The 25,002-nt window shown below is 53.9% G+C and carries 20 protein-coding genes; 18 read left to right on the top strand and 2 right to left on the bottom strand.

Annotated features, from left to right (window positions below):
- Window positions 1-65: 65 nt before the first annotated feature.
- On the bottom strand, window positions 66-917 hold the full coding sequence (locus EL098_RS12350; protein WP_126356480.1) for a LysR family transcriptional regulator: 852 nt from the start codon (window positions 915-917) through the stop codon (window positions 66-68).
- 118 nt (window positions 918-1,035) lie between these two features.
- On the opposite strand from EL098_RS12350, the gene EL098_RS12345 reads away from it, so the two are divergent.
- The 4 genes from EL098_RS12345 to rimL all read left to right on the top strand — a co-directional run bounded on the left by EL098_RS12345 (window position 1,036) and on the right by rimL (window position 5,662).
- Window positions 1,036-2,205 (top strand): pyridoxal phosphate-dependent aminotransferase, encoded by a 1,170-nt coding sequence (locus EL098_RS12345; RefSeq protein ID WP_126356479.1) that lies wholly within the window; start codon window positions 1,036-1,038, stop codon window positions 2,203-2,205.
- Window positions 2,206-2,217: 12 nt separating this feature from the next.
- Complete coding sequence (locus tag EL098_RS12340; protein WP_126358436.1) at window positions 2,218-2,994, top strand: transporter substrate-binding domain-containing protein; 777 nt, start codon at window positions 2,218-2,220, stop codon at window positions 2,992-2,994.
- Window positions 2,995-3,258: 264 nt separating this feature from the next.
- Complete coding sequence (locus tag EL098_RS12335) at window positions 3,259-4,914, top strand: glucan biosynthesis protein D (protein WP_126356478.1); 1,656 nt, start codon at window positions 3,259-3,261, stop codon at window positions 4,912-4,914.
- Window positions 4,915-5,107: 193 nt separating this feature from the next.
- Window positions 5,108-5,662 (top strand): 50S ribosomal protein L7/L12-serine acetyltransferase, encoded by a 555-nt coding sequence (gene rimL, locus EL098_RS12330; protein ID WP_126356477.1) that lies wholly within the window; start codon window positions 5,108-5,110, stop codon window positions 5,660-5,662.
- On the opposite strand, the gene ydcK is transcribed toward rimL, so the two are convergent.
- Window positions 5,659-6,585: a YdcK family protein gene (gene ydcK / locus EL098_RS12325; protein WP_167469949.1), complete on the bottom strand. Its 927-nt coding sequence runs from the start codon at window positions 6,583-6,585 to the stop codon at window positions 5,659-5,661. The genes rimL and ydcK overlap by 4 nt on opposite strands.
- Window positions 6,586-6,698: 113 nt before the next feature.
- Here ydcK and tehA point away from each other — a divergent pair, with 113 nt between their 5' ends.
- The 14 genes from tehA to EL098_RS12255 all read left to right on the top strand — a co-directional run bounded on the left by tehA (window position 6,699) and on the right by EL098_RS12255 (window position 25,000).
- On the top strand, window positions 6,699-7,703 hold the full coding sequence (gene tehA, locus EL098_RS12320; RefSeq protein ID WP_126356476.1) for a dicarboxylate transporter/tellurite-resistance protein TehA: 1,005 nt from the start codon (window positions 6,699-6,701) through the stop codon (window positions 7,701-7,703).
- A complete protein-coding gene (gene tehB / locus EL098_RS12315; protein ID WP_126356475.1) occupies window positions 7,687-8,280 on the top strand; it encodes a tellurite resistance methyltransferase TehB in 594 nt (197 codons plus the stop codon). Before tehA ends, tehB begins: the two co-directional genes overlap by 17 nt.
- 721 nt (window positions 8,281-9,001) lie before the next feature.
- A complete protein-coding gene (gene tssB / locus EL098_RS12310; protein ID WP_126356474.1) occupies window positions 9,002-9,499 on the top strand; it encodes a type VI secretion system contractile sheath small subunit in 498 nt (165 codons plus the stop codon).
- Window positions 9,500-9,530: 31 nt separating this feature from the next.
- The gene (gene tssC, locus EL098_RS12305; RefSeq protein ID WP_126356473.1) at window positions 9,531-11,078 is read left to right on the top strand and encodes a type VI secretion system contractile sheath large subunit; all 1,548 of its coding nucleotides are present in this window, start codon (window positions 9,531-9,533) and stop codon (window positions 11,076-11,078) included.
- 18 nt (window positions 11,079-11,096) lie between these two features.
- The gene (gene tssK, locus EL098_RS12300; protein WP_126356472.1) at window positions 11,097-12,446 is read left to right on the top strand and encodes a type VI secretion system baseplate subunit TssK; all 1,350 of its coding nucleotides are present in this window, start codon (window positions 11,097-11,099) and stop codon (window positions 12,444-12,446) included.
- A complete protein-coding gene (tssL, locus tag EL098_RS12295) occupies window positions 12,443-13,171 on the top strand; it encodes a type VI secretion system protein TssL, short form (RefSeq protein ID WP_126356471.1) in 729 nt (242 codons plus the stop codon). Before tssK ends, tssL begins: the two co-directional genes overlap by 4 nt.
- The gene (locus tag EL098_RS12290; RefSeq protein WP_126356470.1) at window positions 13,171-14,862 is read left to right on the top strand and encodes an OmpA family protein; all 1,692 of its coding nucleotides are present in this window, start codon (window positions 13,171-13,173) and stop codon (window positions 14,860-14,862) included. The genes tssL and EL098_RS12290 overlap by 1 nt, the downstream gene beginning before the upstream one ends.
- Before the next feature lie 4 nt (window positions 14,863-14,866).
- Window positions 14,867-15,358 (top strand): type VI secretion system effector Hcp, encoded by a 492-nt coding sequence (hcp, locus tag EL098_RS12285; RefSeq protein WP_126356469.1) that lies wholly within the window; start codon window positions 14,867-14,869, stop codon window positions 15,356-15,358.
- A 172-nt stretch (window positions 15,359-15,530) separates the two neighbouring features.
- Window positions 15,531-18,164, top strand: coding sequence for a type VI secretion system ATPase TssH (tssH, locus tag EL098_RS12280; protein WP_126358435.1), 2,634 nt, complete (start codon window positions 15,531-15,533; stop codon window positions 18,162-18,164).
- Between the two features lie 63 nt (window positions 18,165-18,227).
- Complete coding sequence (locus EL098_RS12275) at window positions 18,228-19,046, top strand: lysozyme inhibitor LprI family protein (RefSeq protein WP_126356468.1); 819 nt, start codon at window positions 18,228-18,230, stop codon at window positions 19,044-19,046.
- Between the two features lie 36 nt (window positions 19,047-19,082).
- On the top strand, window positions 19,083-21,437 hold the full coding sequence (locus tag EL098_RS12270; RefSeq protein ID WP_126356467.1) for a type VI secretion system Vgr family protein: 2,355 nt from the start codon (window positions 19,083-19,085) through the stop codon (window positions 21,435-21,437).
- Between the two features lie 11 nt (window positions 21,438-21,448).
- Window positions 21,449-23,746, top strand: a complete 2,298-nt coding sequence (locus EL098_RS12265) for a hypothetical protein (protein ID WP_232012212.1) — start codon at window positions 21,449-21,451, stop codon at window positions 23,744-23,746.
- Between the two features lies 1 nt (window position 23,747).
- Window positions 23,748-24,686 carry a hypothetical protein gene (locus EL098_RS12260; RefSeq protein WP_232012211.1) on the top strand — a complete coding sequence of 313 codons (939 nt, stop codon included), beginning with the start codon at window positions 23,748-23,750 and terminating at the stop codon, window positions 24,684-24,686.
- 56 nt (window positions 24,687-24,742) lie between these two features.
- A complete protein-coding gene (locus EL098_RS12255; protein ID WP_072000524.1) occupies window positions 24,743-25,000 on the top strand; it encodes a PAAR domain-containing protein in 258 nt (85 codons plus the stop codon).
- Window positions 25,001-25,002: the final 2 nt, after the last annotated feature.

Below are 25,002 nucleotides of genomic sequence, written 5' to 3'. Positions count from 1 at the left end.
GTTAATTGATTTGTCAGGCTAAATGTTCGCACACCGGGCTTAAAAAGTATAGAAAGGCAGAGTGCTCATGCCTGCGCCAGCAACGCCCGGCAAAATGCTTCGAGCCTGGCGGTATTTTCGCCCTCAGGCTTCACCGCCAGCCGGTAAGTTGCCCCGGTTTTCACGCTGCCGACAAATGGCCGCACCAGCCGGCCGGTGCGGATATCCTCCTCTACCAGCGTTTCGTCCGCTATCACTACCCCAAACCCCTGAATGGCCGCGCTGATAGCCAGATCCATCGTGTCGAAGTGCTGATTTTTGTTCATGGCCTGCCAGGGCGCTGGATTCGCCGCAAGCCACAGTGACCAGTCTGTGCGATCCCGCGTTGGGTGTAAAAAGGTTAAACGCTCCCAGCCGCTCGCATTTTGCGGCAGTAATCCCTGGCTGATAACCGGCGTCAGGGCCTCTTCGAAGAGCAGCGTGCCATTTTTGACCTGCTGGCCAAACACTATCGCCGCGTCAAACGGCTCATTTTTGAAATTGACGCTATGCTCCACGGTAGTGGTCAGCGCCACCTGGATCTCGGGCATATGCTGCTCAAGCTGGATAAGTTTAGGCACCAGCCAGCGCATGGCGCAGGTGGGCGCTTTGAGGCGAATAATTTCAGGCTTATGACAGGCACGATCGGCAACGTCCAGCAGCCTGCTGAAAGCGCTATGCAGATCGGGCAGCAGGGCGCTGCCCTGAGGCGTGAGGCGCAGCCCGCGAGCGTGACGTTCAAATAGCGCAAAGCCCAGCCACTGCTCCAGGGCTGCAATCTTGCGGCTAACCGCGCCCTGGGTCAGGCAAAGCTCTTTTGCCGCTCTGGTGAGGTTAAGGTGCCTGGCGGTGACCAGGAAGGCATCGAGAGTATTGAGGGGAAAATTACGCCGGGTCATGATGCTCTCCGCTGAGCTATGCATTTATTGCATGGCTATTATGACAACAATTCGATTGTCGTGGCAATCGCATCCGGATTGAATAGTTATGCAAATCGCACAATGTTCAGGAGCAGCTATGGCCATGCAAACCCCGGTACAACATCGCTCAAAATTGCCGGACGTAGGAACCACGATTTTCACGGTGATCGGCCAGCTTTCTGCGCAGCACCAGGCGATAAACCTTTCCCAGGGCGCGCCCAACTTTCCTTGCGACCCTCAGCTGATTGCCGGGGTCACCAGGGCGATGCAGGAAGGGCATAACCAGTATGCCCCGATGACGGGCCTGGCCTCCCTGAAGCAGCTTATCGCAGACAAAGTGCTGAGCCTTTACGGAGCAAGCTACAGTCCCGCCGATGAGGTGCTGGTGACGGCCAGCGCGAGCGAAGGCCTCTATTCCACTATCAGCGGCCTGGTGCACCCCGGCGACGAGGTGATCTACTTTGAGCCGTCGTTTGACAGCTACGCGCCGATAGTGCGCCTTCAGGGCGCCACGCCGGTAGCCCTCAAGCTAAACTTGCCGGACTTCACCATTAACTGGGACGAAGTTCAGGCTGCCATTACGCCGCGCACGCGCATGATCATCGTCAACACCCCGCACAACCCAAGCGGGCAGGTGTTCACTGCTCATGACCTCGAAATGCTGGCGGCGCTCACCCGCAATACCGATATCGTGATCCTGTCTGATGAAGTGTATGAGCACATCGTGTTTGACGGTAAAAAGCACCATGGTATGGCAACGCATCCGCAGCTCGCTGAACGCAGCGTGATTGTTTCATCATTCGGTAAAACCTTCCACGTGACCGGCTGGCGCGTAGGTTACTGCCTGGCGCCGGCGGCTTTAATGGATGAAATCTGCAAGGTGCATCAGTTCCTGATGTTCTCTGCCGATACGCCAATGCAGTATGCCTTTGCTGACTATATGAGCGACCCGCAAACTTATCTCTCGCTGGCCGCGTTTTATCAGCGCAAGCGTGATTTAATGCAGTCTCTGCTGGCCGAGTCGCCGTTTGAACTGTTGCCGAGCGGGGGCTCGTTCTTCCTGCTGGCGCGCTTTGGGCACTTCAGCAAGGAGTCTGACAGCGAGATGGTGAAGCGTTTAATCACCGATTATGGCGTGGCGACAATTCCGCTCTCCGCGTTTTACACCGACGGTACCGATAACAACATTATCCGGCTCTCATTTGCTAAAGATGAAGCCACATTACGGGCGGGCGCGCAGGCGCTGTGCCGGGTTAAGCCACGCTGATAAGGGATCATGATGAAAAAAGTTTATGCGCTAAGTTTGCTTGTTGGGCTGTGCTCTTCGTTTTCTGCGCTGGCGGCCGGCGAGCTGCGTTATGGCCTGGAAGCTGAATATCCTCCCTTTGAGAGCCGCAACAGCGCGGGGGAGCTGGAAGGGTTTGATATCGAACTGGGCAAAGCCATTTGCCAGGCCGCCAGCCTTAAGTGCAGCTGGGTTGAAACTTCGTTTGACTCGCTAATTCCGGGGCTTGCGGCAAAGAAATTCGACGCCATTAACTCGGCGATGAATATCACCGCCCAGCGCCAGAAAAGCATTGATTTCACGCAGCCCATCTACCGGATCCCTTCTCAGCTGGTTGGCAAAGAGGGCAGCGGTCTGGAAGCCACGGCGGAAGGGCTGAAAGGGAAAACGATCGGGGTGCTTCAGGGATCCATTCAGGAAACCTACGCCAAAGAGCACTGGGAAAAGCAGGGCGTGAACGTCGTCTCTTATAAAGACCAGAACATGGCCTGGGCTGATTTGCTGAATGGCCGCATCGATGCATCGCTGGTGATGTCTGCTGCGGGCCAGGCGGGCTTCCTGAGCACGCCGCAGGGCAAAGGATTTGGCTTTATCGGCAAGCCGGTGAGCGATGACACTATCCTTGGCAGCGGGATAGGTTTTGGTTTACGTAAAGGTGACGCTGTCACCAAAAAAGAGCTGGATACAGCGATTGATAAGGTGAAGGCCGACGGCACCGTGACCCGGCTTGCACAGAAGTTCTTCCCTGGCATCGACGTTAGCGTCAAGTAACGCTTATGGCGGCTCGTTGGCGTAACGGCTGACGAGCCTTCACACCATGTTTAGCGTTTTTTTCGCCAAAACATTCCCCATTTTTCGGCAATATCCGGTTTCCAGAAAAAAAATCTTCGTTCCTCCCTCAAACGCTTTCGCCGCCCATTGGATTCATTGCGAATTTTGTCTAGAGTGTGCGGTCGTACAGGTAGCAGTCTCTTGCCGCTGTTCTGCCCGAGGGCGGGACAAAACACATCGACACATAAGGACGATTTCTCAGGCATGAATCGCAGACGTTTTATCCAGGCCTCTATGGCTCTAGCCGCTGCCTGCGGCACGCCGACCCTTGCCACGCTGTTTTCCCGAAGCGCCTTCGCTGCCGAATCCGGTATTGCGGACGGATATTCCACCGCCTTCGATTTTGCGGTGCTTCAGGGCATGGCCCATGACCTGTCGAAAAAACCGTGGGGAGGTGCGCCGCGTGCGCTGCCAAACACGCTTGCTAACCTGACGCCTCAGGCTTACAACGCCATCCAGTATGACGCCAGGCATTCTCTTTGGAATAACATTGAAAACCGCCAGCTTGACGTGCAGTTCTTCCACGTAGGCATGGGGTTCCGCCGCCGCGTCAGAATGTTCTCTCTGGATTCCGCAACCCACCAGGCGCGTGAAATTCACTTCCGCCCGGAGCTGTTCAACTACAACGATGCGGGCGTAGACACCAGACAGCTTGAGGGCCAGACAGATCTTGGTTTTGCAGGTCTGAAAGTCTTTAAAGCGCCGGAACTGGCGCGACGCGACGTCGTCTCATTCCTCGGGGCCAGCTACTTCCGTGCCGTAGACAGCACTTACCAGTACGGCCTCTCCGCGCGCGGCCTCGCGGTGGATACCTTCACCGATACACCGGAAGAGTTCCCGGACTTCACCTCGTTCTGGTTTGAAACGCCAAAAGCGTCCGACACCACCTTTGTGGTCTACGCGCTGCTGGACAGCCCAAGCGTGACCGGTGCTTACAAATTTATCATCAGCTGTGAAGCTGAGCGGGTCGTGATGGAGGTGGACAACCACCTGTATGCTCGCAAAGACGTTAAGCAACTGGGCATCGCGCCGATGACCAGTATGTTTGCCTGCGGCACCAACGAACGCCGCACCTGCGACACCATTCACCCGCAAATTCATGACTCCGACCGTCTGGCCATGTGGCGCGGCAACGGCGAGTGGATTTGCCGCCCGCTGAATAACCCGCAAAAGCTGCAGTTCAACGCCTTTATGGATGAAAACCCGAAAGGTTTCGGCCTGCTGCAGCTGGATCACGATTTTGCCAGCTATCAGGACATCATGGGCTGGTATAACAAACGTCCAAGCCTGTGGGTCGAGCCGCGCAATAAATGGGGTAAAGGCACCGTTGGCCTGATGGAGATCCCGACCACCGGCGAAACGCTCGATAATATCGTCTGCTTCTGGCAGCCAGAGAAACCGGTGCAAGCCGGAGATGAGTTCGAGTTTAAATACCGCCTTTACTGGAGCGGCCTGCCACCGATCACGACGGACCTGGCCCGCGTTTACGCCACGCGTACCGGCATGGGCAGCTTCCCGGAAGGCTGGGCTCCGGGTGAGCACTTCCCGGAAAAATGGTCCCGCCGCTTTGCTATTGATTTTGTCGGGGGCGATCTGAAAGCCGCTGCGCCGAAAGGCATTGAGCCGGTCATTACGCTTTCCAATGGAGAAGCGAAGCAGATTGAGATCCTCTACGTCGAACCGTTTGACGGCTACCGCATTCTCTTTGACTGGTATCCGACCAACGACTCGACCGATCCGGTTGAGATGCGCATGTTCCTGCGCTGCCAGGGTAAGGCCATCAGTGAAACCTGGCTTTACCAGTATTTCCCGCCGCCGGCGGACAAACGTAAATACGTCGACGACCGCGAAATGCGTTAACCTCCAGCCCCGCCGCTTAAAAGCCGCGGGGTTTTTTATCATTAAGCCTCGTCATTCTTTTCTCTTATTGCATAAATACTCTTTCATAGTGAATTTCTATATCTGGGCTTCTGACGGGGTATCAAAACGCGTGTGTTTCACTGAGAAAGTGACATAAGATGACTGTCACCTTTAAGAAGAATGGGAGTTGCGCGTGGAACAACATCGGGAATGGCAGGATGAAGTGATTGCAGTCAATGATGAAATCGAACTTCATTCGGTCAATGAGCGGTTCGTTGAGTCTGTCTTCGCGCTGGTTCAGCGCAACAAAAGCTGGCTGCAAAAAGCCATGAACTGGCCACAGTATGTTGTCTCGGAGGACGATACGCGTAAAACGGTGCAGGGGAACTACGTGCTTCATCATAAAGGTTACGCCAAGATGTTTATGATCCTCCATCGCGGCGAGCTGGCGGGCATATTTTCCTTTAACCAGATAGTCCCGACCGACAAAACGGCCTACATCGGCTACTGGCTAAGCGAAGATATGCAGGGGAAGGGCATTATTTCCGCCGTCATTGAGGCCGCCATTAGCAAGTATGCGCAGGAAGGGACCGTACGCCGGTTTGTTATCAAATGCATCGTCACTAACCACGCCAGCAACCGCGTGGCGCAGCGTAACGGCTTTGCTCTGGAAGGCTGTCTGAAACAGGCCGAATTCCTCAACGGCGAGTACCATGATCAGAATATCTACGGGCGCATTGTGGATTAAAAGATTCCATAAAACGGCGTGCGGGTGATTCTCTGCTCGCCGTTGATATCCTTTATGCCCCGAAGATGAATAAGCTCGCCGCCTAAGCCCTCCACCGATGCCTCCTCATATACCTGCACGTTGTTTTCTATGAGCACGTTGCCCATCACTTTAGCCTGCCCGTACACCCGCACATTGTTGTCCAGCAGCACAGGGCCACCCAGGAGTACTGCATCGCCATAAACCTGCACGAGATGTTTCAGCACGCAGTCACCTTCAATGACAGCATTGCCATAGACCTTAGAGGAGTAACGGATCGTGGGGATCTGACTGTCTCCGCTGCCCGCGATGATCCGTGCGTTTCCAGACACCTGGGCGCAGTCGCAAATCCACACATTATTCTCTTCGTTTCCTGCGATAACGGCATTGTCGAAAATAGCCGAGCGGTGTTCGATAAAGGCATTATTGACCTGCGCATGGCCATATATTTGAGCCTGATGCACGATGCGGGAAGCCCGGACCGTAGCATCGCCGTAGATTTGCAGCCGCAGTTCAGCATCTTCGGTCAGGCCCAGCACGGCAATAACCTGACTTTGCTCCAGCACCCGAGCCGAGCCGTAGATATGGCACTCGCCGCTGATACATGAGTGCTCTACACGAGCGTTACCGCTTACTCTCGCCTGATGGCAAATTTCAGACTCGCCGCAGATAGTTGCGTCATCTTCGACTCTCGCCTTTCCCCAGACAAAGACATCAGCATCAAGCCAGCAGTTTCCCGCCTGGCTCAGGTTAGCTTCTTCTTCTATCCAGCCGCCGCATTGCCCGGCGGCGACATCGCCAAAAGCGCAAAGCGCCTCAATTTGCCAGAGCCGAACTTGCCGCTGTTCACCGTCGTGCTGGTAATCATGCAGCTGTGAATGAGCCGTTAGTCGATATTTCTTCATCGTGGTTTCTCGTCATATCCTGAGGATAAACGTAGCAGGTAATTCACCGGCGTAGCGTTCAGCAGCGTAATCGAATAAAATGCATTTAAAATACATTTTATAAAATAAACTAAATGAATAAACCGAGCGCCGACAGCTTCATCAATCTTCCCTCAGGCTACTTTGGTATGGTGTTGGGCATCATCGGTATGGGGTTTGCGTGGCGCTATGCCGCCACAATCTGGCCGGTATCACCGTTTGTGGGTGAAGGGCTGGTGGCTTTGGCCAGTGGTGTTTGGCTGCTGCTGGTTTGCGCGTTTCTTACTCGCCTGGCTTGTTATCCGCACAGCGTTATTGCGGAAATTCACCATCCCATGATGAGCAGTTTTGTGAGTTTATTCCCGGCGACAACTCTGCTCGTAGCCATCGGCATAGCCCCTTATCTACGCCCGGTTGCCGTGGTGATGTTTAGCTTTGGTGTCGTAGCACAGCTGGGTTATGCCGCCTGGCAGTCGGCCGGATTATGGCGGGGCACTCATCCGCAGGATGCCACGACGCCGGGGCTATACCTGCCGACGGTGGCGAATAACTTTATTAGTGCGATGGCCTGCGGCGCGTTGGGGTATCACGATCCTGGGATCCTGTTCCTTGGGGCTGGCGTTTTTTCCTGGCTGAGCCTCGAACCGGCAATACTGCACCGCATGCGCAGCGCCGGGGAGTTGCCAACGCCAGTACGTACGTCGCTGGGTATTCAGCTGGCGCCCGCGCTGGTGGCCTGTAGCGCTTATCTGTCCGTCAACGGCGGCGTTACGGATTTTTTTGCCAAAATGCTGTTTGGTTACGGCTTGCTACAGCTGATTTTTATGCTGCGCCTTCTGCCCTGGTACATGGCACAGTCGTTCAATGCCTCCTTCTGGAGTTTCTCATTTGGTATCTCTGCGCTGGCCACCACCGCGCTGCACCTGAGTGCGGGCGGTGGCGACGGACTGTTTCACTTCATCGCGGTGCCACTATTTATTTTTACTAATGTGATTATCGGCCTGCTGCTGGCCCGCACTCTTATTCTTCTGATGCAGGGGAAGTTGATTGTGCGTACCGCACTGCCTAAAAAAAGGACCTGTTATGACCGAGAAATCTGAAAGCTACTACAGTGAAAAGTATGGCTTAACCGCCACCCACTCTGACGTGCTGAATGCCGTTAAATACATTGAACCGGGTAAAACGTTGGATCTTGGCTGCGGCGGTGGGCGCAACAGCCTCTACCTGAATCAGAAAGGGTTCGACGTCACCGCCTGGGATAAAAATCCGATGAGCATTGCCCGACTGAAGCAGATTATCGAGTCAGAAGGGCTTAAAAACATCGTCACCGCGCAGGTGGATCTTAACCAGCTGAGCTTTGAAGGAGAGTATGATTTTATTCTCTCAACCGTGGTGATGATGTTCCTTGAGCGCAGCACTATTCCCGGACTTATTACCAACATGCAGCGCTGCACAAAACCTGGCGGCTACAATTTGATCGTGGCAGCAATGGATACCGAGGATTTCCCGTGTACAGTAGGTTTCCCGTTCGCCTTTAAAGAAGGAGAGCTGCGTAATTACTATGAGGGCTGGGAGCTAATTAAATACAACGAAGACGTTGGCCAGCTGCATAAGACGGATGAGAAAGGCAACCGAATTAAGCTGCGTTTCGCCACGCTGCTTGCGCGTAAAATTTAACCTCTAAGTTTCATTTTGGCCCTCTTCCTGAGGGCTATTGAATTCCACCTCAGGCTAAGGGGGAGGGCATGGCCGGAACATATCAGCGGACAGGCGCCGCGAACTGCTTTTTCTTCCGGCCAGATATTTACCGCCCTGCTGAAGAATATATTCTCTGGATGCCTTACGTAAAATCATGGGCGCCGTGAATAACTCCTATGAATATTCCTATCCTCGTTCAATATGTGTGCGCTACTTCTTAGGGATTATTCATTTATATCCGTACTCTTTTTAAAACTTTCCATTAACGACGCCTACTAAAAGTGGTAGGTGCTGTGTCATATTTATTTCCTAATTTTATTAGGAACTTTCCTGTAAGTGAAAGAGGTGGAGGGATGCAGGTGCTGGCCTTAATGACAGAGACTCCTGGGTTTTTTTGCGTTAATTGTGACTAGTCAATGACCTGTATCAATTTGAAAGTAAAAAAATAGCCTTTTAGGTCTGTTTCCCTGCATCTCCAGGCAATTATTCTGCGAATGTCGCTTCGAGTTTGGCAATGTTCGGTGAGCTCTCCATTTTCATGATGTCAATATTTATTTCATGGTAGAAAAGTCATGGTATATTTGTTTGGCCATTTTTTTGAACTGCTTCATTGATTCACTCTTGTTTATTGCCTTATTATTTAGCGCGAAGGAAAACAGTACCCGAAATACCACTCAGCGATAAACAGAGGGACGACGTTATGGCAGACAGCTTCCAGTCTGAAGTGCCAAAGGCACGCATTAATTTAAAACTAGATCTACACACCGGCGGTGCAAGTAAGAAAACGGAGCTGCCGCTGAAATTACTGGTTACCGGTGATTTCAGTAACGGCAAAGAAACAGCTTCTTTATCAGATCGCAATAAAGTAAATATTTCCAAAAATAACTTTAACAGTGTCCTTTCCGAATACTCTCCAAACGTAAATCTCACCGTTGAAAATACGCTGGCCGCTGACGGCAGCGAAGAGAACATTAGCCTGACCTTTCAGGATATGAATGACTTTACCCCGGAGCAGGTCGCACGCCAAATACCTCAGCTTAAGGCTATGCTCGCCATGCGCAATTTACTGCGCGACCTCAAGGCCAATCTGTTAGATAACCAGACTTTCCGAAAAGAGCTGGAAAAAGTCCTTCTCGACCCGGCACTAAGCGCGGAATTACGGCGCGAACTTTCTGCCCTGGCACCGAAACAGCCATAACGGTCACGATGATTAACGGATTAATTGAGGAATGCTGATGTCTGTAAAAAATGAAAATGCCGCCAGCGGCGAAAATGTGGTGCTGGAGCGCCCGGAAGCGGGCGGCGTGTACGCGTCCCTGTTTGAAAAAATTAACCTGAACCCGGTCTCTGAGCTGAGCGCGCTGGATATCTGGCAGGATGCGCAGGCGATGTCGGATGCGACCGCCGACGAGCGCCTGACCGCCGGAATGCAGGTGTTTCTGGAGTGTCTGAGCAAGGCGGGTTCAAAAGTCGATAAACTCGACAAATCCCTGATTGACCACCATATCGCGGCGCTTGACCACCAGATCAGCCGCCAGCTGGATGCGGTGATGCATCATGAGGACTTTCAGGCGGTAGAAAGCCTGTGGCGCGGCGTGAAATCCCTGGTGGATAAAACCGACTTCCGCCAGAACGTCAAAATCGAGCTGCTGGACCTCTCCAAAGAGGATCTGCGTCAGGACTTCGAGGACGCGCCGGAAATCATCCAGAGCGGGCTGTACCTGCAGACGTATGTGGCTGAATACGACACCCCGGGTGGCGAGCCGATTGCCGCTCTGGTCTCGGCTTACGAGTTCGATGCCTCTGCGCAGGACGTAGCGCTGCTGCGTAATATCTCCAAAGTGTCTGCCGCCGCGCATATGCCGTTTATCGGCTCCGCTGGTCCGCAGTTCTTCCTGAAAGATTCTATGGAAGAGGTTGCGGCCATCAAGGATATCGGCAACTACTTTGACCGCGCAGAATACATCAAGTGGAAATCCTTCCGCGACACCGATGACAGCCGCTATATCGGTCTGGTGATGCCGCGTGTACTGGGGCGTCTGCCTTACGGCCCGGACACGGTACCGGTGCGCAGCTTCAACTACGTCGAAGAGGTGAAAGGCCCGGACCACGATAAATACCTGTGGACCAACGCGTCGTTTGCGTTTGCCTCCAACATGGTGCGCAGCTTTATCAACAACGGCTGGTGCGTACAGATCCGTGGCCCGCAGGCTGGCGGTGCAGTACAGGATTTACCGATCCACCTGTATGACCTGGGAACCGGCAACCAGGTGAAGATCCCGAGTGAAGTGATGATCCCGGAAACCCGCGAGTTTGAGTTCGCCAACCTCGGTTTTATTCCGCTGTCGTATTACAAAAACCGCGATTACGCCTGCTTCTTCTCCGCTAACTCTACCCAAAAACCGGCGCTGTACGACACCGCGGACGCCACGGCCAACAGCCGTATCAACTCCCGCCTGCCGTATATCTTCCTGCTGTCCCGTATCGCCCATTATCTGAAGCTGATTCAGCGTGAAAACATCGGCACCACCAAGGATCGCCGTCTGCTGGAGCTGGAGCTCAACACCTGGGTTCGCAGCCTGGTGACCGAGATGACCGATCCTGGCGACGAGCTGCAGGCGTCACACCCGCTGCGTGACGCAAAAGTGGTGGTAGAAGATATCGAAGATAACCCGGGCTTCTTCCGCGTAAAACTGTTTGCTGTACCGCATTTCCAGGTCGAAGGCATGGACGTCAACCTGTCGCTGGTTTCCCAGATGCCGAAGGCGAAATCGTAAGGCAAGGAGAAGTCAGGGATGAAGATCTATCGTCCGTTATGGAACGAAGGGGCCTTGCTGGCCCCGCAACAGTTCCAGCAACAGTCTGAATGGGAAGCCTTTTCCCGTTCCGGTATTGCCGCCCGCGGAAATGCTTTTCCCTGGGGCGTTGGTCGGGTTGAGCTGGATGATGCGATGCTGGCCTCCGGCCGCGTGCAGGCGCAGTCACTTCGTCTCTGGCTACCTGATGACACGCTGGTTGATACCCGGTTCTGCGACCTGCCACCGGAGCCGCGTGAAGTTGACGTACCTGCCTCTGCAGCTAGTGGAGCGGTCACGGTGTATGTTGCCCTGCCGGTCATGCAGGCGGGGATCGTCAATGTGCAGACCGACACTCAGCCAGCGGAACGCCCGCTGCGCTATGTGGAGGCCTGGGAGACCATCACTGACCGCTTTGGTCAGGATGAAGAGTCAATGGCGGTGGCCCGCTTTAACCTGGCCTTCCGCTTTGACCATGAAGACAACAGCGCCTGGGAAACCTGTGCTGTTGCCCGTATCCAGCGTGACGGGCGGGGGGGCTGGCGTCAGGATCCGGATTTTATCCCGCCGATGGCACTGTTCTCGGCCAGTCGCGGACTGTGTGAGCGCCTTGCGCTGCTGAACCGTCAGCTGCGTTCCCGTCGCCAGCGCCTGATGTCCATGCGTCGTGAAAGTAATGATCGTATGGCTGACTTTGCGGTCGCTGATGTATCGCTGTTCTGGTTGTTGAATGCTCTGAACTCCCATGCGCGGGTCCTCTCTGAGTTTGAGCGTTTTCCCAATCGTCACCCTGAACAGGTCTGGTCAGAGCTCGTCCGTTTGGCTGGCAGTATGCTGACCTTCTCGCTGGAGCACGATCTGGATGCCATTCCGGGGTATGACCACCTTGCACCGGAAAAAACCTTCCCGCCGCTGTTTGATCTCATCAGTGAATTGCTGGAAGCCAGTCTGCCGTCACGCGTGGTGGCAGTCAGGATGGATCGTCTTGATCCGGAGACCTGGAAAGCGGTACTGCATGATATTCGTCTGCGCGATGAAGCGGATTTCTACCTTTCCGTACGAGCCAGTCAGCCGGCATGGCAGATTGCCGAAAAATTCGCAGAGATGTGTATTGCCGGTGCCCCGGCAAATGTCGGCGAAGTGTCCGGTGTGGCCGTCGAGGGAGTTGGTCTCATTGCCCTGAGCCGTGTCCCGGCTGCACTGCCGGTGCGTCTGGAAAACCAGTACTTTGTGCTGGATATGGAAAGCCCGGCGGCCCACGAAATGCTGGATCAGGGTGTGTGCGTATTCTACGTTCCCTCCCTGCTCGGCGAACTAGAGCTTGAATTGTTTGCGGTGCTTCGCTCATGAATAAGGTTATCGACATTGATGCCCTGATGGCACAGACCTGGCTTACCGTTGCGCAGTTACGCCACGGTGGGCAGGTGACGGATGGCCCTGCGCTGTATGCGGCCTGTAAAGCGCAGGTGGAAAGCGTACGCGAGGCGCTGGAGTGCGCAGGGCTGGGTGCTGAAAGTATTGATCACATCACCTATGCCCAGTGCGCCCTGCTGGACGAAACCGTCATGAACCGTAAGCCTGCGTCTTCGTCTCCGGTAAATACGAAAGCTACGATATCCGTTGACAGCACGCCCGATGCACTGAATATGACTCTTGATGCCGGACAACGCGCCTGGCGTTCTGCGCCACTGCAGGCGGTCTACTTCGGATCCCTGAGAGCGGGTGGGGCCTTGTATGATCGTATCGCGGAGGTGCTCCGTCAGCCCGCGCCGGAGCCTGTGGTGCTGACCTGCTACCAGCGTGTACTGGCGCTGGGGTTCCAGGGGCAATACAGCCTCTCTGGTGTCGGGCAGTCACAGCGTGATGAGGTAATCGCGGCCCTGAATGAGCGAGTGCCGCCGCTGGAAACGGGCGCATCACTGGTCGTGCAGAAAACCGGGCGTCGTCGCTATAACCTGCTGCGGTCCGTCTGGTTCTGGATTGTACTGGCGGTGATCCTGACTGGTGCGGTATGGCTGGGTGGTCATCTTTGGTTGCAGGAGCTGCTGCACCAACAACTGCCGGAGCACCCTTGATGCGCGGAAAAACGCTCGCCCGGGCGGTTCTGCCGGTATTGCTGTGCCTTATTGCGGTGTCGTGGCTGGTCCAGGGATTTCTCGCATGGTCGGTCGCAGGTAAATCTGTCCTGACGCTGCTCGCACTGCTGCTTTCCGCTGTCCTTATCCGTCGGCGTTACCGTCAAAAACGACCTGCACCGCAGGCCGATGACGCCGATCACTTCCCACCAGATAGCCATACCGGACCGGTGGTGCTGGTCTGCGGTGATGTGGATGATGCCATGTTTGCGGCAGGCCCGAGTCGGGGCACGGTGCAGGGCTGGTATCTCCGGGTAGCGGAACTGACCGGGCTCACGCCTTTTGCAGAGCGTCTGCTGGCCCGTACACCGACGATGGCAGGCCAGCTCACCGTGATGTACCGCTGTCTGCCGGACCTGCATGAGGATGAGGCGTTGTTGCGCGCTTCCCTGAAAGCGCTGCGTCTGCAGATGAAGCAGTTACGGGAGCTTACCGGCTATAGCGTGCCGGTGGTTCTGAATACCGAATTCAGCGGTCCGGAAACCCCTTGGATAGTGGTGCGGGGCAATACGTCCCTGGTGTGTCCGGAAGACGAATCTGCCGTCACACTCAGCGAATGGCAGCGGTCCCCGCAGATGGCCTTTATTCAGCCTTACCTGACACAGGCGACATCGCTGCTTCACGCTGTGATGCTTGATGAGCTGAGCAAAGCGGACAGGCTGTGTCCGGCTGTGCGACCGTTTGCTGTCACCCTGCGTCTCGGGTCGGTATCCACCTCAACAGCTGCGCTGTGGCCACAGTTATTGTTCCGCCAGACCCGCATTGCCCCGGCCGATAGTGTCATTACCTATGAACCGCGCTGGCACTTTGCCGATGCTGTACTTCCGCTGCTGGCCCCTTATACCACCCCGTTGCAGGGTGGCAAAACCGGGCGTCGGGTGGTGATGGTTCTGCTGTTATGCGCCCTGGGTGCCATTGCCCTGTCCGTGCGACATAACCAGTCGCTGATCCGCAAGGTCAGCGCCGACCTTCAGCGCTGGCAGGCTATTCCGATGAACCACTATGCCCCGAAAGCGCAGGCCCTGCATGCCCTGCAGCAGGATGCATTGCTGCTGGAGCGCTGGCAGCGTCAGGGCGAGCCACAACGTTATGGCCTGGGGCTCTATCCCGGCGAGCGTTTATGGCTGAGCGTTCAACAGGCCATTGATACCTGGGTGCCGCCACCGCCGCCCAAACCTGAGCCGAAGCCGAAGCCAAAGCCAGTACCGAAAATTGTCCGCCTCGACAGTATGTCGCTGTTCGACTCCGGCAAGTCCGATCTGAGATCCGGCTCGACAAAAATGCTGGTCAACTCGCTGGTTGGTATCAAAGCGAAGCCGGGCTGGCTAATTGTGGTGGCGGGACATACGGACAACACCGGTAACCCACAGCTAAACCAGTCACTGTCACAGAAACGCGCTGAAGCGGTGCGTGACTGGATGCGTGACACCGGCGATGTGCCTGAAAGCTGTTTTGCGGTGCAGGGTTATGGCCAGAGCCGCCCGATCGCAACCAATGACACACCGGAAGGCCGAGCGGTTAACCGTCGTGTCGAAATCAGTCTGGTACCGCAGGCGGATGCCTGCCGGCTACCGGGCGAAAACCCAGCATCATCGCAGGATGATGATGCTTTACAACGAAATGGAGAATAGCAACATGGCAATCCCAGTTTATCTTTGGCTGAAAGACGATGGCGGCGCTGACATTAAAGGTTCCGTGGACGTTCAGGATCGTGACGGCAGCATCGAAGTGGTGGCGCAGGAGCATAACCTGTACATCCCGACCGATAACAATACCGGCAAGCTGACCGGTACCCGTATCCACACGCCATTCCTGTTTACCAAGGAAATCGACTCGTCCAGCCCGTATCTGTACAAGGCGGTGACCACCGGTCAGACCCTCAAATCTGCAGAATTCAAGTGGTACAAAATCAACGATGCGGGCCAGGAGGTGGAGTACTTCAACACCAAGCTGGAAAACGTGAAAGTGGTGAAAGTGAACCCTGTGATGCACGACATCAAGGATCCTTCTTTCGAGAAGCATAACCACCTCGAGCAGATCGAGCTGCGCTACGAAAAAATCACCTGGACCTACAAAGACGGCAACATCATTCATTCCGATAGCTGGAACGAACGCGCCACGGCGTAAGCCCTGTGCGGACGGGGTAACCCGTCCGCAGTTTTACTGAGTATCTGTCCTGCGGGTACTGACTAAAACCCTAACAACCGAGAAATCAGACCTGATGCGCCTGGGCCCCTTATTAAGGGAATGGCGATGGGCGGTAGCGTGCCTGAAGGTCATTGACAGCGAGTTTAAAAACATGGAAAACCCGGCCATCCTGCTGCGACGTTTGAACCCCTACTGTGCCCGTGCAATGGAAGGGGCGGCTTCTCTCTGTCAGACCCGCGCCCATGCGGAAATATTGCCCGAGCACTGGCTGCTGAAACTGCTGGAACAGGGCGAAGGCGACCTGACCGTACTGGCCCGCCGCTACGAGTGGGATGTGGATACGCTCTGGCAGGAACTGCTGGCGTGGATGGACAACCTTCCGCGCTCAGTGCGCACGCGTCCGCAACTCTCAGACAGCATTCATAGCCTGCTGCAGGAAGCCTGGCTGCTGGCCTCACTTGCCGGTGAAACGCAGATCCGCAGCGTGCATCTGCTGGCGGCGTTGGTCGATAAACAGAATCTGGTTCGCTGTGATGGCCTGTGGCCGCTGTTGACTCTGGGACAGAGCCAGCTGGAACGTTTGCGGCCTTTACTGGATGCCCAGTCGGACGAAAGGCCTGAGGTACAGCAGGAGGCCGGGCTGGCGCAGACCAGCGGCAACGTGGAAATGGTGGGGCAGACGGCAGAAAGAGAAGGCGAGCTGTCTCCCGCGCTGCAAAACGCGCTGGATAAATTCACCCTCGACGTTACCGCTAAAGCGAAAGAAGGCAGAATCGACCCTGTCTTTGGCCGTGATACCGAAATTCGCCAGATGGTGGATATTCTCTCCCGTCGCCGTAAAAACAACCCGATTCTGGTTGGGGAGCCTGGCGTAGGGAAAACCGCTCTGGTGGAAGGCCTGGCGTTACGCATTGCCGAAGGGAACGTGCCGGAGTCCCTCAAGCCCGTTATCCTGCGCACCCTTGACCTTGGCCTGTTACAGGCGGGCGCGGGGGTAAAGGGTGAATTTGAACAGCGGCTAAAAAACGTGATTGACGCCGTGCAGCAGTCGCCGGTACCGATCCTGCTGTTTATCGACGAAGCCCACACAATCATTGGCGCAGGTAATCAGGCGGGGGGCGCAGACGCCGCGAACTTACTGAAGCCTGCCCTGGCCCGGGGCGAACTGCGCACTATCGCCGCCACCACCTGGAGTGAGTACAAGCAGTATTTTGAACGTGATGCCGCTCTGGAACGCCGTTTCCAGATGGTAAAAGTGGATGAGCCTGATGACGATACCGCCTGTCTGATGCTCAGGGGCCTGAAGTCCCGTTACGCGGAGCACCACGGCGTACATATTACCGATGACGCGGTGCGTGCAGCCGTGACCCTTTCCCGCCGCTATCTGACCGGGCGTCAGCTCCCCGATAAGGCGGTTGACCTGCTGGACACTGCTGCGGCAAGGGTCCGCATGAGCCTGGACACCGTTCCTGAAGTTATCACGCACCTGAAAGCCCGACTGACGGCGCTCGAACTCGAAGAGCAGGCGCTGCTGGAAGACATCGCCGTAGGCAACCACCGGCACGGCGAACGTATAGAGCAGATTGAACAGCAGCGAACCGGGCTGGAAACCCTGCTTGAGGATAAAGAAGGTCGTTTTGAACAGGAGAAAGTCCTCGCACAGCAGCTGATGGATTGCCGCCAGGACATTAGCCGCCAGGCAGATATCCACAATCTGCAACAGCAGCTGGATAACGCCCAGCAGCAGGATGCCCTGATTCAGCTCGATGTGGATACCCGCACGGTGGCCAACGTGATTGCCGACTGGACCGGCGTCCCGCTTTCCTCCCTGATGAAAGATGAACAGACTGAACTGCTGAGCCTCGAAAATGAAATTGGCAAACGGGTGGTGGGCCAGGATGTGGCGCTCAACGCCATCGCGCAGCGGCTTCGCGCCGCCAAAACCGGTCTGACCTCCGAGAACGGCCCGCAGGGCGTGTTCCTGCTGGTCGGGCCGAGCGGGGTGGGGAAAACTGAAACTGCACTGGCGCTGGCCGATGTGCTGTACGGCGGCGAAAAGTCGCTTATCACCATCAACCTCTCCGAATACCAGGAGCCGCACACCGTCTCCCAGCTTAAGGGATCTCCGCCGGGCTACGTGGGTTATGGCCAGGGCGGTATTCTTACCGAGGCCGTGCGCAAGCGCCCGTACAGCGTGGTGCTGCTGGATGAAGTGGAAAAAGCACACCGCGATGTGATGAACCTGTTCTACCAGGTCTTCGACCGCGGCTTCATGCGCGACGGCGAAGGGCGTGAAATTGACTTCCGTAACACCGTCATCCTGATGACCTCCAACCTCGGCAGCGACCTGATTATGCAGTTGCTGGACGAGCAGCCGGAAGCAGGTGAATCCGATCTTCAGGAGCTGCTGCGCCCGACGCTGCGCGATCACTTCCAGCCTGCGCTGCTTGCCCGTTTCCAGACCGTGATTTACCGCCCGCTGGCAGAAGCGGCCATGCGTACCATCGTGGAGATGAAGCTCGGCCAGGTCAGTAAGCGCCTGAACCGTCACTACGGCCTCACCACGGATGTCGAAGAGAGCCTGTATGACGCCCTGACGTCTGCCTGTCTGCTACCGGACACCGGCGCCCGCAACGTCGACAGCCTGCTTAATCAGCAAATCCTGCCTGTGCTGAGCCAGCAGCTGCTGGCCCATATGGCGGCGAAGCAGAAACCGCAGTCTTTACGCCTTAGCTGGAGTGAAGAAGAGGGGATCGGGCTGGAATTTGATTCAGAAAAAAACTGATGTATTACGAATTTACAGTGATAACGGAATGTTGTCGTTGATATTTACAAAAAGGAAAAAATAATGAAGTTGATGAAGTTTATCCCGGCATTTATTGCTCTTACTTGTACGGCAAATGCGCATGCCGGTTTTTTCAGTTCCTCTGACGATTTCAAATGTGGTCGGGAAGATGCAGTTAAGTCCCTCTCTGATTATTTTCGCAGTGATGCTTCAGGGCTGCTTCAAAGTGATTACCTTACAAAAGGCAGATATAACTATGATAAGCCCGTCGCAGATTACCAGAATGAAATTAATGGCCTGGTGGTCAGCGTGAGTAATGTCTCTACGTCTGGTAATGGCAGCTATGGTCTAAATTGTAGTGCAACAATCTCTGTTAAAGTGCCGCAGGAAACGCTGGATGTGGTAAGTAGCAACCCAAACTATTTGCCTTCCATTACAAGAGGCTATGGCAAACTCAATAATGGAAGCGTGGTCTGGAACGATGTCAGTTACAGCGCTAAGCTTGCAGACAACGGTAAAGATGTCATCTTTAGCCAGTTTAACCGGACTGATTTGTCCGATGCTCTGTTCAATATTAGTGCGTTGTCCGTTAATAAAAACCAGATTATTAATGCTCAGTCCAAAGACAACCTGGATTCTGCGAAGGCTGAATATAAAAATTCCGACCGCAACCTGAATTCTGTGTGGCGAGAACTTCCGGACTCTTCGCGAAATGCGCTGAAAAAAGAACAGATGGCATGGATTAATGAAAAAGTTGCTAAATGCGGCAAGTTGTCGGATACAGAATCGAATAATGTCGATATGAAACATCGTATCGAAATTTATCAGTGCCAGACGAAAATGACCAATGACCGTATTGCTTTCCTTATTGGCGATAATTAATTGGCTGTCTGGGACTTTCTGAAGAGGAGATAAAGGATGAGCAGTAATGCTATCAGTCTGGCACAGAAGAAAATCGATGAAGTCCTGGGGCTGTCTCGCTATCGCGTGAACGTCCATGAATGCCCACATTTTCTCGATGTACTACGCTTTCGTGCCAGTGAAACCCTGAGTCAGCCCTGGCGTTACGATGTCACCGTCACCTGTACGGCGAACATTGCCGGCAGTGAACTGATGCTCAAACCTGCCTCTTTTACCCTTCAGACCCCGCTTTATGATGGTACGCCAGCCGTGCCGATGCGTACGGTGTATGGCGTGGTGGATGATTTCCGCCGCATCTCCGTGTCGGGGGATGAAATCACCTACGCCCTGCGACTGGTACCGCGTATTGCCCTGATGCATCACACCGAGCGCTGTGCGGTATATCTGAACCAGTCAGTGCCGGAAGTCGTGGAGCAAATCCTCCGTTCCCACGGGCTGGAAGGGGCGGATTTTGAATTTCGTCTGTCGCAGACCTACCCGGTTCGTGAACTCATCACCCAGTGGCGTGAAACGGACCTGGCCTTCGTTCAGCGTCTGCTGGCCGAAGTCGGCATCTTCTGGCGTTTTGAGATGGACGGCCGTATTGAACAGGATGTGGTGATTTTCCAGGACAGCCAGATGCAGTATCAGTTTGGCGTGAAGCTACCCATTATCCCGCCGTCACGCACCAGTGATAACGGCCAGGAAAGCGTCTGGAACATCCAGCCAAAAGACCGTGTGGTGACCGGCGGCGTGGCCACCCGCGATTATAACTACCGTGATGCGCTGATCCCACAGGACAGCTCCGTGACCGTTCACCAGGAAGGAGGTGCTGCCACCGGTGAGGTGTATCACTACGCCGAGCCGTTCCTGAGCGAAGGGGATACCGAAACCCCGGAAGGCGGAGCCTGGTATGCCCGTCTGCGTCATGAGCGTTATCTCAATGGTCAGCAGACGGTCACGGGGCGTGCCAGCAGCCCCGTTCTGGCCCCGGGCGAAGTGCTGGAGCCACAGGGCCGCGATCTTCCCGATTCGTTGAAGGACGGCATTCTCATCACCGGGGTCCACGCCTCAGGGGCACGTGATAAAGGCTTTCAGCTCCGCTTCACGGGTATTCCGTACAGTGAAACAGTCTGCTACCGTCCGGCATTGCTAAACCGCCCGGTCATGGCTGGCTCCTTGCCTGCCCGGGTGGAAAGCGATGAGAAGCATGACACCTATGCCTATCTCGATAATCAGGGGCGGTATCGCGTCCGGCTCGATTTTGACCGCAACAGCACCGAACAGGGCTATGCCTACCTCTGGCTGCGCATGGCGAAACCTTATGCCGGGGATACCTACGGCTTCCACTCCCCGCTGCTTGATGGCACTGAAGTCTCGGTGATGTTCGACGGCGGTGACCCTGACCGTCCGTACATTGCCTACGCTCAGCACGATTCCGAACACCCAGACCACGTCACTCGTGATAATCACACGCGCAACATCTGGCGCACGGCCGGGGACAATAAATTCCGCCTGGAAGACAAGCGTCAGGAAGAGCATTTTAAGCTCGCGACGCCTTTTGGCAAAACGCAGCTCAACGGTGGCCATGTCGTGGACAGTGAGCGCGAACCACGCGGGACCGGATTTGAGCTGCGAACCGATGAGTACGGGGCGCTGCGCGCCGGGCGAGGGATGTTCCTGACCGCGGATGCACAGCCGGCGGCACAGGGCAAAGTGCTGGACATGGCGTCGGCCATTGAGCGCCTGAATCAGTCGGCGGCAGAAATGAAGCGGCTCAATCTTCTCGCGCAGCAGGCTCAGGCGCTCACCTGCGACCTGGAAAGCCAGAACAGCCTGCTGGAAAACCGTCTGAGAGACCTTCAGTCCGCGGCGCTGCTTGGCAGCGCACCGCAGGGTGTTGCTTTCACATCGGGTGAGCACCTTCAGATGACCAGCAAGCAGAACACCATCCTGAGTGCGGGTCAGCATCTGGATATGGGTGCGATGAAGAACATTACGTTGTCCGCCAGCGAATCTGTCGGGCTGTTTGCCCATCAGTCCGGGGCAAAGCTGATTGCCAACCAGGGGGATGTTGAGGTCCGCGCAGAGGCAAGCTCAATGGAGATGACCTCAGAACTGCTGTTTACCATCAGCAGCAACAAGGATGAGCTGCTCATCAGCGCCCCTAAACTGCGACTCAACGGCGGCGGCTCCAGTATCACGCTGGACAACGGCGGCATTGTGGAAGAAACCCCGGGGGATTACCTGGTCAAATCCGCGCATTACCGCTCACCGATGGCGGGCGGCAGTATGGATACCACACCGCCGCAGTTCAGCCAGACAAACGCCAGCGTGATGCCTCCCAAAACACGTAATATCCCTTCACGTTAAGGATGACTGGAATGAAAATCTGTTTTCCTGCCCGAAAAGCGAATGGCGAGCAGTACGCCACCGTGGATGACATGATGCAGCCGCTTTGTCAGGAGCCGCACGGCTCCTGGCTGGCTGGTACAAATAACATGTGGCACGGCGGGATCCACATCACCGGTAAGAGCGCACCGGGTTCCGTGCTGACAGGCGAGACGGCAGACACGGCGGTACCGCTTCAGTTTATGGCGGGGGGCGAAGTGGTGGCCTGGCGTATTAATCAGGACTATCTGACCGGTAAATACATTAATAACTCGCTGCAGTATTCCAGTACCTTTGTGCTGGTCAAATCCACCTGTACCCCGGATCCCGAAAAGAAGGACAACAGCCTCGATTTTTACTCGCTGTATATCGGGCTTGCCCCGCTGTCTGCTTTTCCAGAGCACAAGCTGTATCAGGTTACAGAGAAGGGCGACGGGCTGAGCAAGCGTGAATATACCGGTAAAGAAAAAGACGGAGATAAGGCTCCGGTCGCGAAGAAGAATAAACTTAAAACAGGCGACAGCGTCATTGTGCTGCGTGAGATTACCTTCGACCTGAAGGGGCAGACGCAGACGTTCGGGCTTGCGCGGATGCTCAACAGCAAATCCGAAATGACCGGCGGGGCGTTCTGGGTGTCGCTCGACCCGCATTATCTGACATCCGTGGGTGAGCAGAGGGCACACCTGCCGGCCTGGATGCAGCAGGCGGTTACGCAGGGTACATTTGATACCGTCGTCAAACCAGCAACCCGACTTGAGGTTGCAGCAGGTGATGCGGTGGGCTACCTTGCGGAAGACATTGCTCCCTGCGACTTACACGGCGTGGAGAAAAGTGCTTTTGTGCATATTGAAGTGCTCAGCACCGACAGCCGGATGATTGATTTTCTGAGCAATAAGGCACAGGTTAAGAGCGGCCCGAAGTACGTATATATCCACCCGGAAAGCTTCATTTATAGCCGTTCCGGCGATACCTTCACCCGGACCAGAGGACAGGTGAAGAAAGATATTCACAAAATTGTGCCGCAGGACAAATGCCATCCGTTCAAAGACAGCGGCGGCAAGCGCTGGTTTGATATCGGGGACGGGGCCTGGGTAAGCGAAGACGATGTCGATGCTGATATCGGCCAGTACGACCTGGATAAACTGGGCTTTAAAGCATTTGAAGAGCCGTCCACATCCGATATGACGAAATCCCTGCGTGAAGGGTGGATCAAGGACGGGTTCACCAGAATGGCGGAGTGGGTACGTCCTGAGCGCGGTATCCGGGAAAAACAGGTCTCTGGCTACTATAAAGCCCTGCTGCGGAAAATGGACAGTGACAACAGTGGTGACCTTTCCGGCGAAGAACTGCGTCATGCTGTTAATTATGCAGAGCTGGATATCAGAGATATTGCAGCAAGAATGGTGGTCAAACACGACAGTGAATGGTTCGGTGGGAGCAGCCACCACCGCTGGAGAACATTTTTAAAGCAGCTGGATCCGCTGTGTATAAGCTATGTTAAAAAGTGGTTTGACGACATGGAATGGATGAGCAAGGTGGAGGGGTTCAGCAGTGGTGCTCCTGTCTGGCATATGCACCCTGTGATATTTATTGAAGCATTATCTGATTCAGCAGAATTAATTAATGTTGACGCTTTTATGTCTCTGTACGAGAAGGGGCATACCTCGTTTGCTTCAGGAACTGCTGCGTTGTCATCTGTATCAAAGAGTAACTTACGTAAGGTCTTGAACAGTTTAAATAGTTATTATGCTACTTCTATGGAGTACAAGCCTAACTTATATAAGTTAGCGTATATGCTGGCAACAATCAGGCATGAGACTTATCACTATACAACTGCTGAGTTTTTTAGTGAGAAGCCTGAAATCGGTGGTGTGAGCTATTTTAATAAATATGACCCCGTGCTAGCTGATACACCAAAAAGAAGAGAAAGAGCGATCAAGAACGGCAATACAGCACAAGGTGACGGTTTTAAATACCGAGGCCGTGGTTGTGTACATCTAACATGGAAAAATAATTATAAGAAAGCTCAGGATAAATTTGGTGTGAATTTTGTTGATACCCCTGACTTAGCTGGTGATTTCAAATATGCAGTTCCTATTATGGTTTGGGGGATGGAGGAAGGCATGTTTAGTGGTAAAAAATTAAATAGTTATATTAATGCTGGTGAGATTAATTATGTTGGAGCGCGGTACATTATTAATGGTCAGGATCAGGCTCCCCTGATTGCATCATATGCGAAACGATTTGAAGTGATTCTGGAGCAAACTTCATCAGCATCTAAAGGATTTTGAGATGAAAAAAACTAGTTCATTTATTGTTGGTTTCTTTATTTGCAGCGCAAGTGTATCATTTGCAGCCAATGAGTTGGGTTCTGAATTATCTTACGATAAGGGTTTGCAGCAAATAAAATCAGATGATGGCCGATCGTTTCTTAAGTTTGAAGAGCGGGATGAAGGGAATACATCGTATTATTTTGATTACTTCGGAGGAAAACCCTCTGTTGTGCATGATAGTGATTCTTTAGACTCTTACTCTGTGTTTTCAGTAATTGAACGGGATGACATTAATTTTAGAGTTAACTGCATTTATGTGGATTTTAAAAGTGGCAGTAATGGAGTTGTGTCCAAAGAAGGTCTTTGTGGGTTAGATAAAAAAATTGATAATAAATCATCTATTACAGGGGGGGAAGGAGATGACTTTATCAATAAAATTATAGATAACAATAACAAAGTTAAAACATCATACTTTATAAATGACAAGGTTAAATACTTGCCAATAATCCTGTTTGAGAATGAAAAGCAATACGTATATAAATTATATGAAAGCAAGATCGACTTGGAAAATGGAAAGTATAAAATAATTTCTTGTGAAAATAATAGTGACACTTGTGATCAATATGGGAGTGATACTTGGGTGGTGATTCAGAACGTTCCAAATCCATCAATAGACTTTGATGTTTTGAAGAGTTTAAATGGCAAGTCTACTTTTGAGAAGGCTAATGCTAGAAAAGTAGGTTTGGTCGCCGGTGGGAATTCACCGTTTGAAATTAAGTCCTCAAAGGCTTATTTTCAATCATCGACTGGGGAGAGGATGAAATCATATTTGGTTAAGGGTGATAAAATAACCCTCCTAAACATCGGTGAGGGTAGGTGTTTGATTGAATATACTAATGCTAAGAATAAAGTTATTGATGGGTACATTTCTTGTCAGGACTTGAATCTTTTTAACTAATTTGTCTTGAGATGCTAACGCTTTAATATGCTGATTTGTAGAGAATAGGTGTGAATATGCAAGGAATAATCCGTCTCGGCGACAAAACCACTCACGGTGGAGCAGTATTATCTTGCTCAACAACCATGCTTTTTGGAGATATCGGCGTGGCCCGAAAAGGTGATCGTGTTTCCTGTCCTGAGCATGGTGATACCACTATCGTCGAAGGTAACCCAAATTATCGCGATCGCGGTGTTCCTGTGGCGTTCCACGGTCACAAGTGTGGCTGTGGCTGCACGCTTATCAGCTCACTGCCCAATGCTCTGGTGGGGTAAAC

It is taken from the genome of Cedecea lapagei, assembly GCF_900635955.1.
In the GTDB taxonomy this organism is placed as follows: Bacteria; Pseudomonadota; Gammaproteobacteria; order Enterobacterales; family Enterobacteriaceae; genus Cedecea; species Cedecea lapagei.
The sequence above is the reverse complement of the archived record's forward strand: the minus strand, read 5'-3'. Positions and strand labels throughout refer to the sequence as shown.

What these genes read in the sequence shown, in the direction of transcription:
- EL098_RS12350 (WP_126356480.1), bottom strand. Translation starts at nt 917, where the DNA reads ATGACCCGGCGTAATTTTCCCCTCAATACTCTCGATGCCTTCCTGGTC.
- EL098_RS12345 (WP_126356479.1), top strand. Translation starts at nt 1,036, where the DNA reads ATGGCCATGCAAACCCCGGTACAACATCGCTCAAAATTGCCGGACGTA.
- EL098_RS12340 (WP_126358436.1), top strand. Translation starts at nt 2,218, where the DNA reads ATGAAAAAAGTTTATGCGCTAAGTTTGCTTGTTGGGCTGTGCTCTTCG.
- EL098_RS12335 (WP_126356478.1), top strand. Translation starts at nt 3,259, where the DNA reads ATGAATCGCAGACGTTTTATCCAGGCCTCTATGGCTCTAGCCGCTGCC.
- ydcK (WP_167469949.1), bottom strand. Translation starts at nt 6,585, where the DNA reads ATGAAGAAATATCGACTAACGGCTCATTCACAGCTGCATGATTACCAG.
- tehA (WP_126356476.1), top strand. Translation starts at nt 6,699, where the DNA reads ATGAATAAACCGAGCGCCGACAGCTTCATCAATCTTCCCTCAGGCTAC.
- tehB (WP_126356475.1), top strand. Translation starts at nt 7,687, where the DNA reads ATGACCGAGAAATCTGAAAGCTACTACAGTGAAAAGTATGGCTTAACC.
- tssB (WP_126356474.1), top strand. Translation starts at nt 9,002, where the DNA reads ATGGCAGACAGCTTCCAGTCTGAAGTGCCAAAGGCACGCATTAATTTA.
- tssC (WP_126356473.1), top strand. Translation starts at nt 9,531, where the DNA reads ATGCTGATGTCTGTAAAAAATGAAAATGCCGCCAGCGGCGAAAATGTG.
- tssK (WP_126356472.1), top strand. Translation starts at nt 11,097, where the DNA reads ATGAAGATCTATCGTCCGTTATGGAACGAAGGGGCCTTGCTGGCCCCG.
- tssL (WP_126356471.1), top strand. Translation starts at nt 12,443, where the DNA reads ATGAATAAGGTTATCGACATTGATGCCCTGATGGCACAGACCTGGCTT.
- EL098_RS12290 (WP_126356470.1), top strand. Translation starts at nt 13,171, where the DNA reads ATGCGCGGAAAAACGCTCGCCCGGGCGGTTCTGCCGGTATTGCTGTGC.
- hcp (WP_126356469.1), top strand. Translation starts at nt 14,867, where the DNA reads ATGGCAATCCCAGTTTATCTTTGGCTGAAAGACGATGGCGGCGCTGAC.
- tssH (WP_126358435.1), top strand. Translation starts at nt 15,531, where the DNA reads ATGGAAAACCCGGCCATCCTGCTGCGACGTTTGAACCCCTACTGTGCC.
- EL098_RS12275 (WP_126356468.1), top strand. Translation starts at nt 18,228, where the DNA reads ATGAAGTTGATGAAGTTTATCCCGGCATTTATTGCTCTTACTTGTACG.
- EL098_RS12270 (WP_126356467.1), top strand. Translation starts at nt 19,083, where the DNA reads ATGAGCAGTAATGCTATCAGTCTGGCACAGAAGAAAATCGATGAAGTC.
- EL098_RS12265 (WP_232012212.1), top strand. Translation starts at nt 21,449, where the DNA reads ATGAAAATCTGTTTTCCTGCCCGAAAAGCGAATGGCGAGCAGTACGCC.
- EL098_RS12260 (WP_232012211.1), top strand. Translation starts at nt 23,748, where the DNA reads ATGAAAAAAACTAGTTCATTTATTGTTGGTTTCTTTATTTGCAGCGCA.
- EL098_RS12255 (WP_072000524.1), top strand. Translation starts at nt 24,743, where the DNA reads ATGCAAGGAATAATCCGTCTCGGCGACAAAACCACTCACGGTGGAGCA.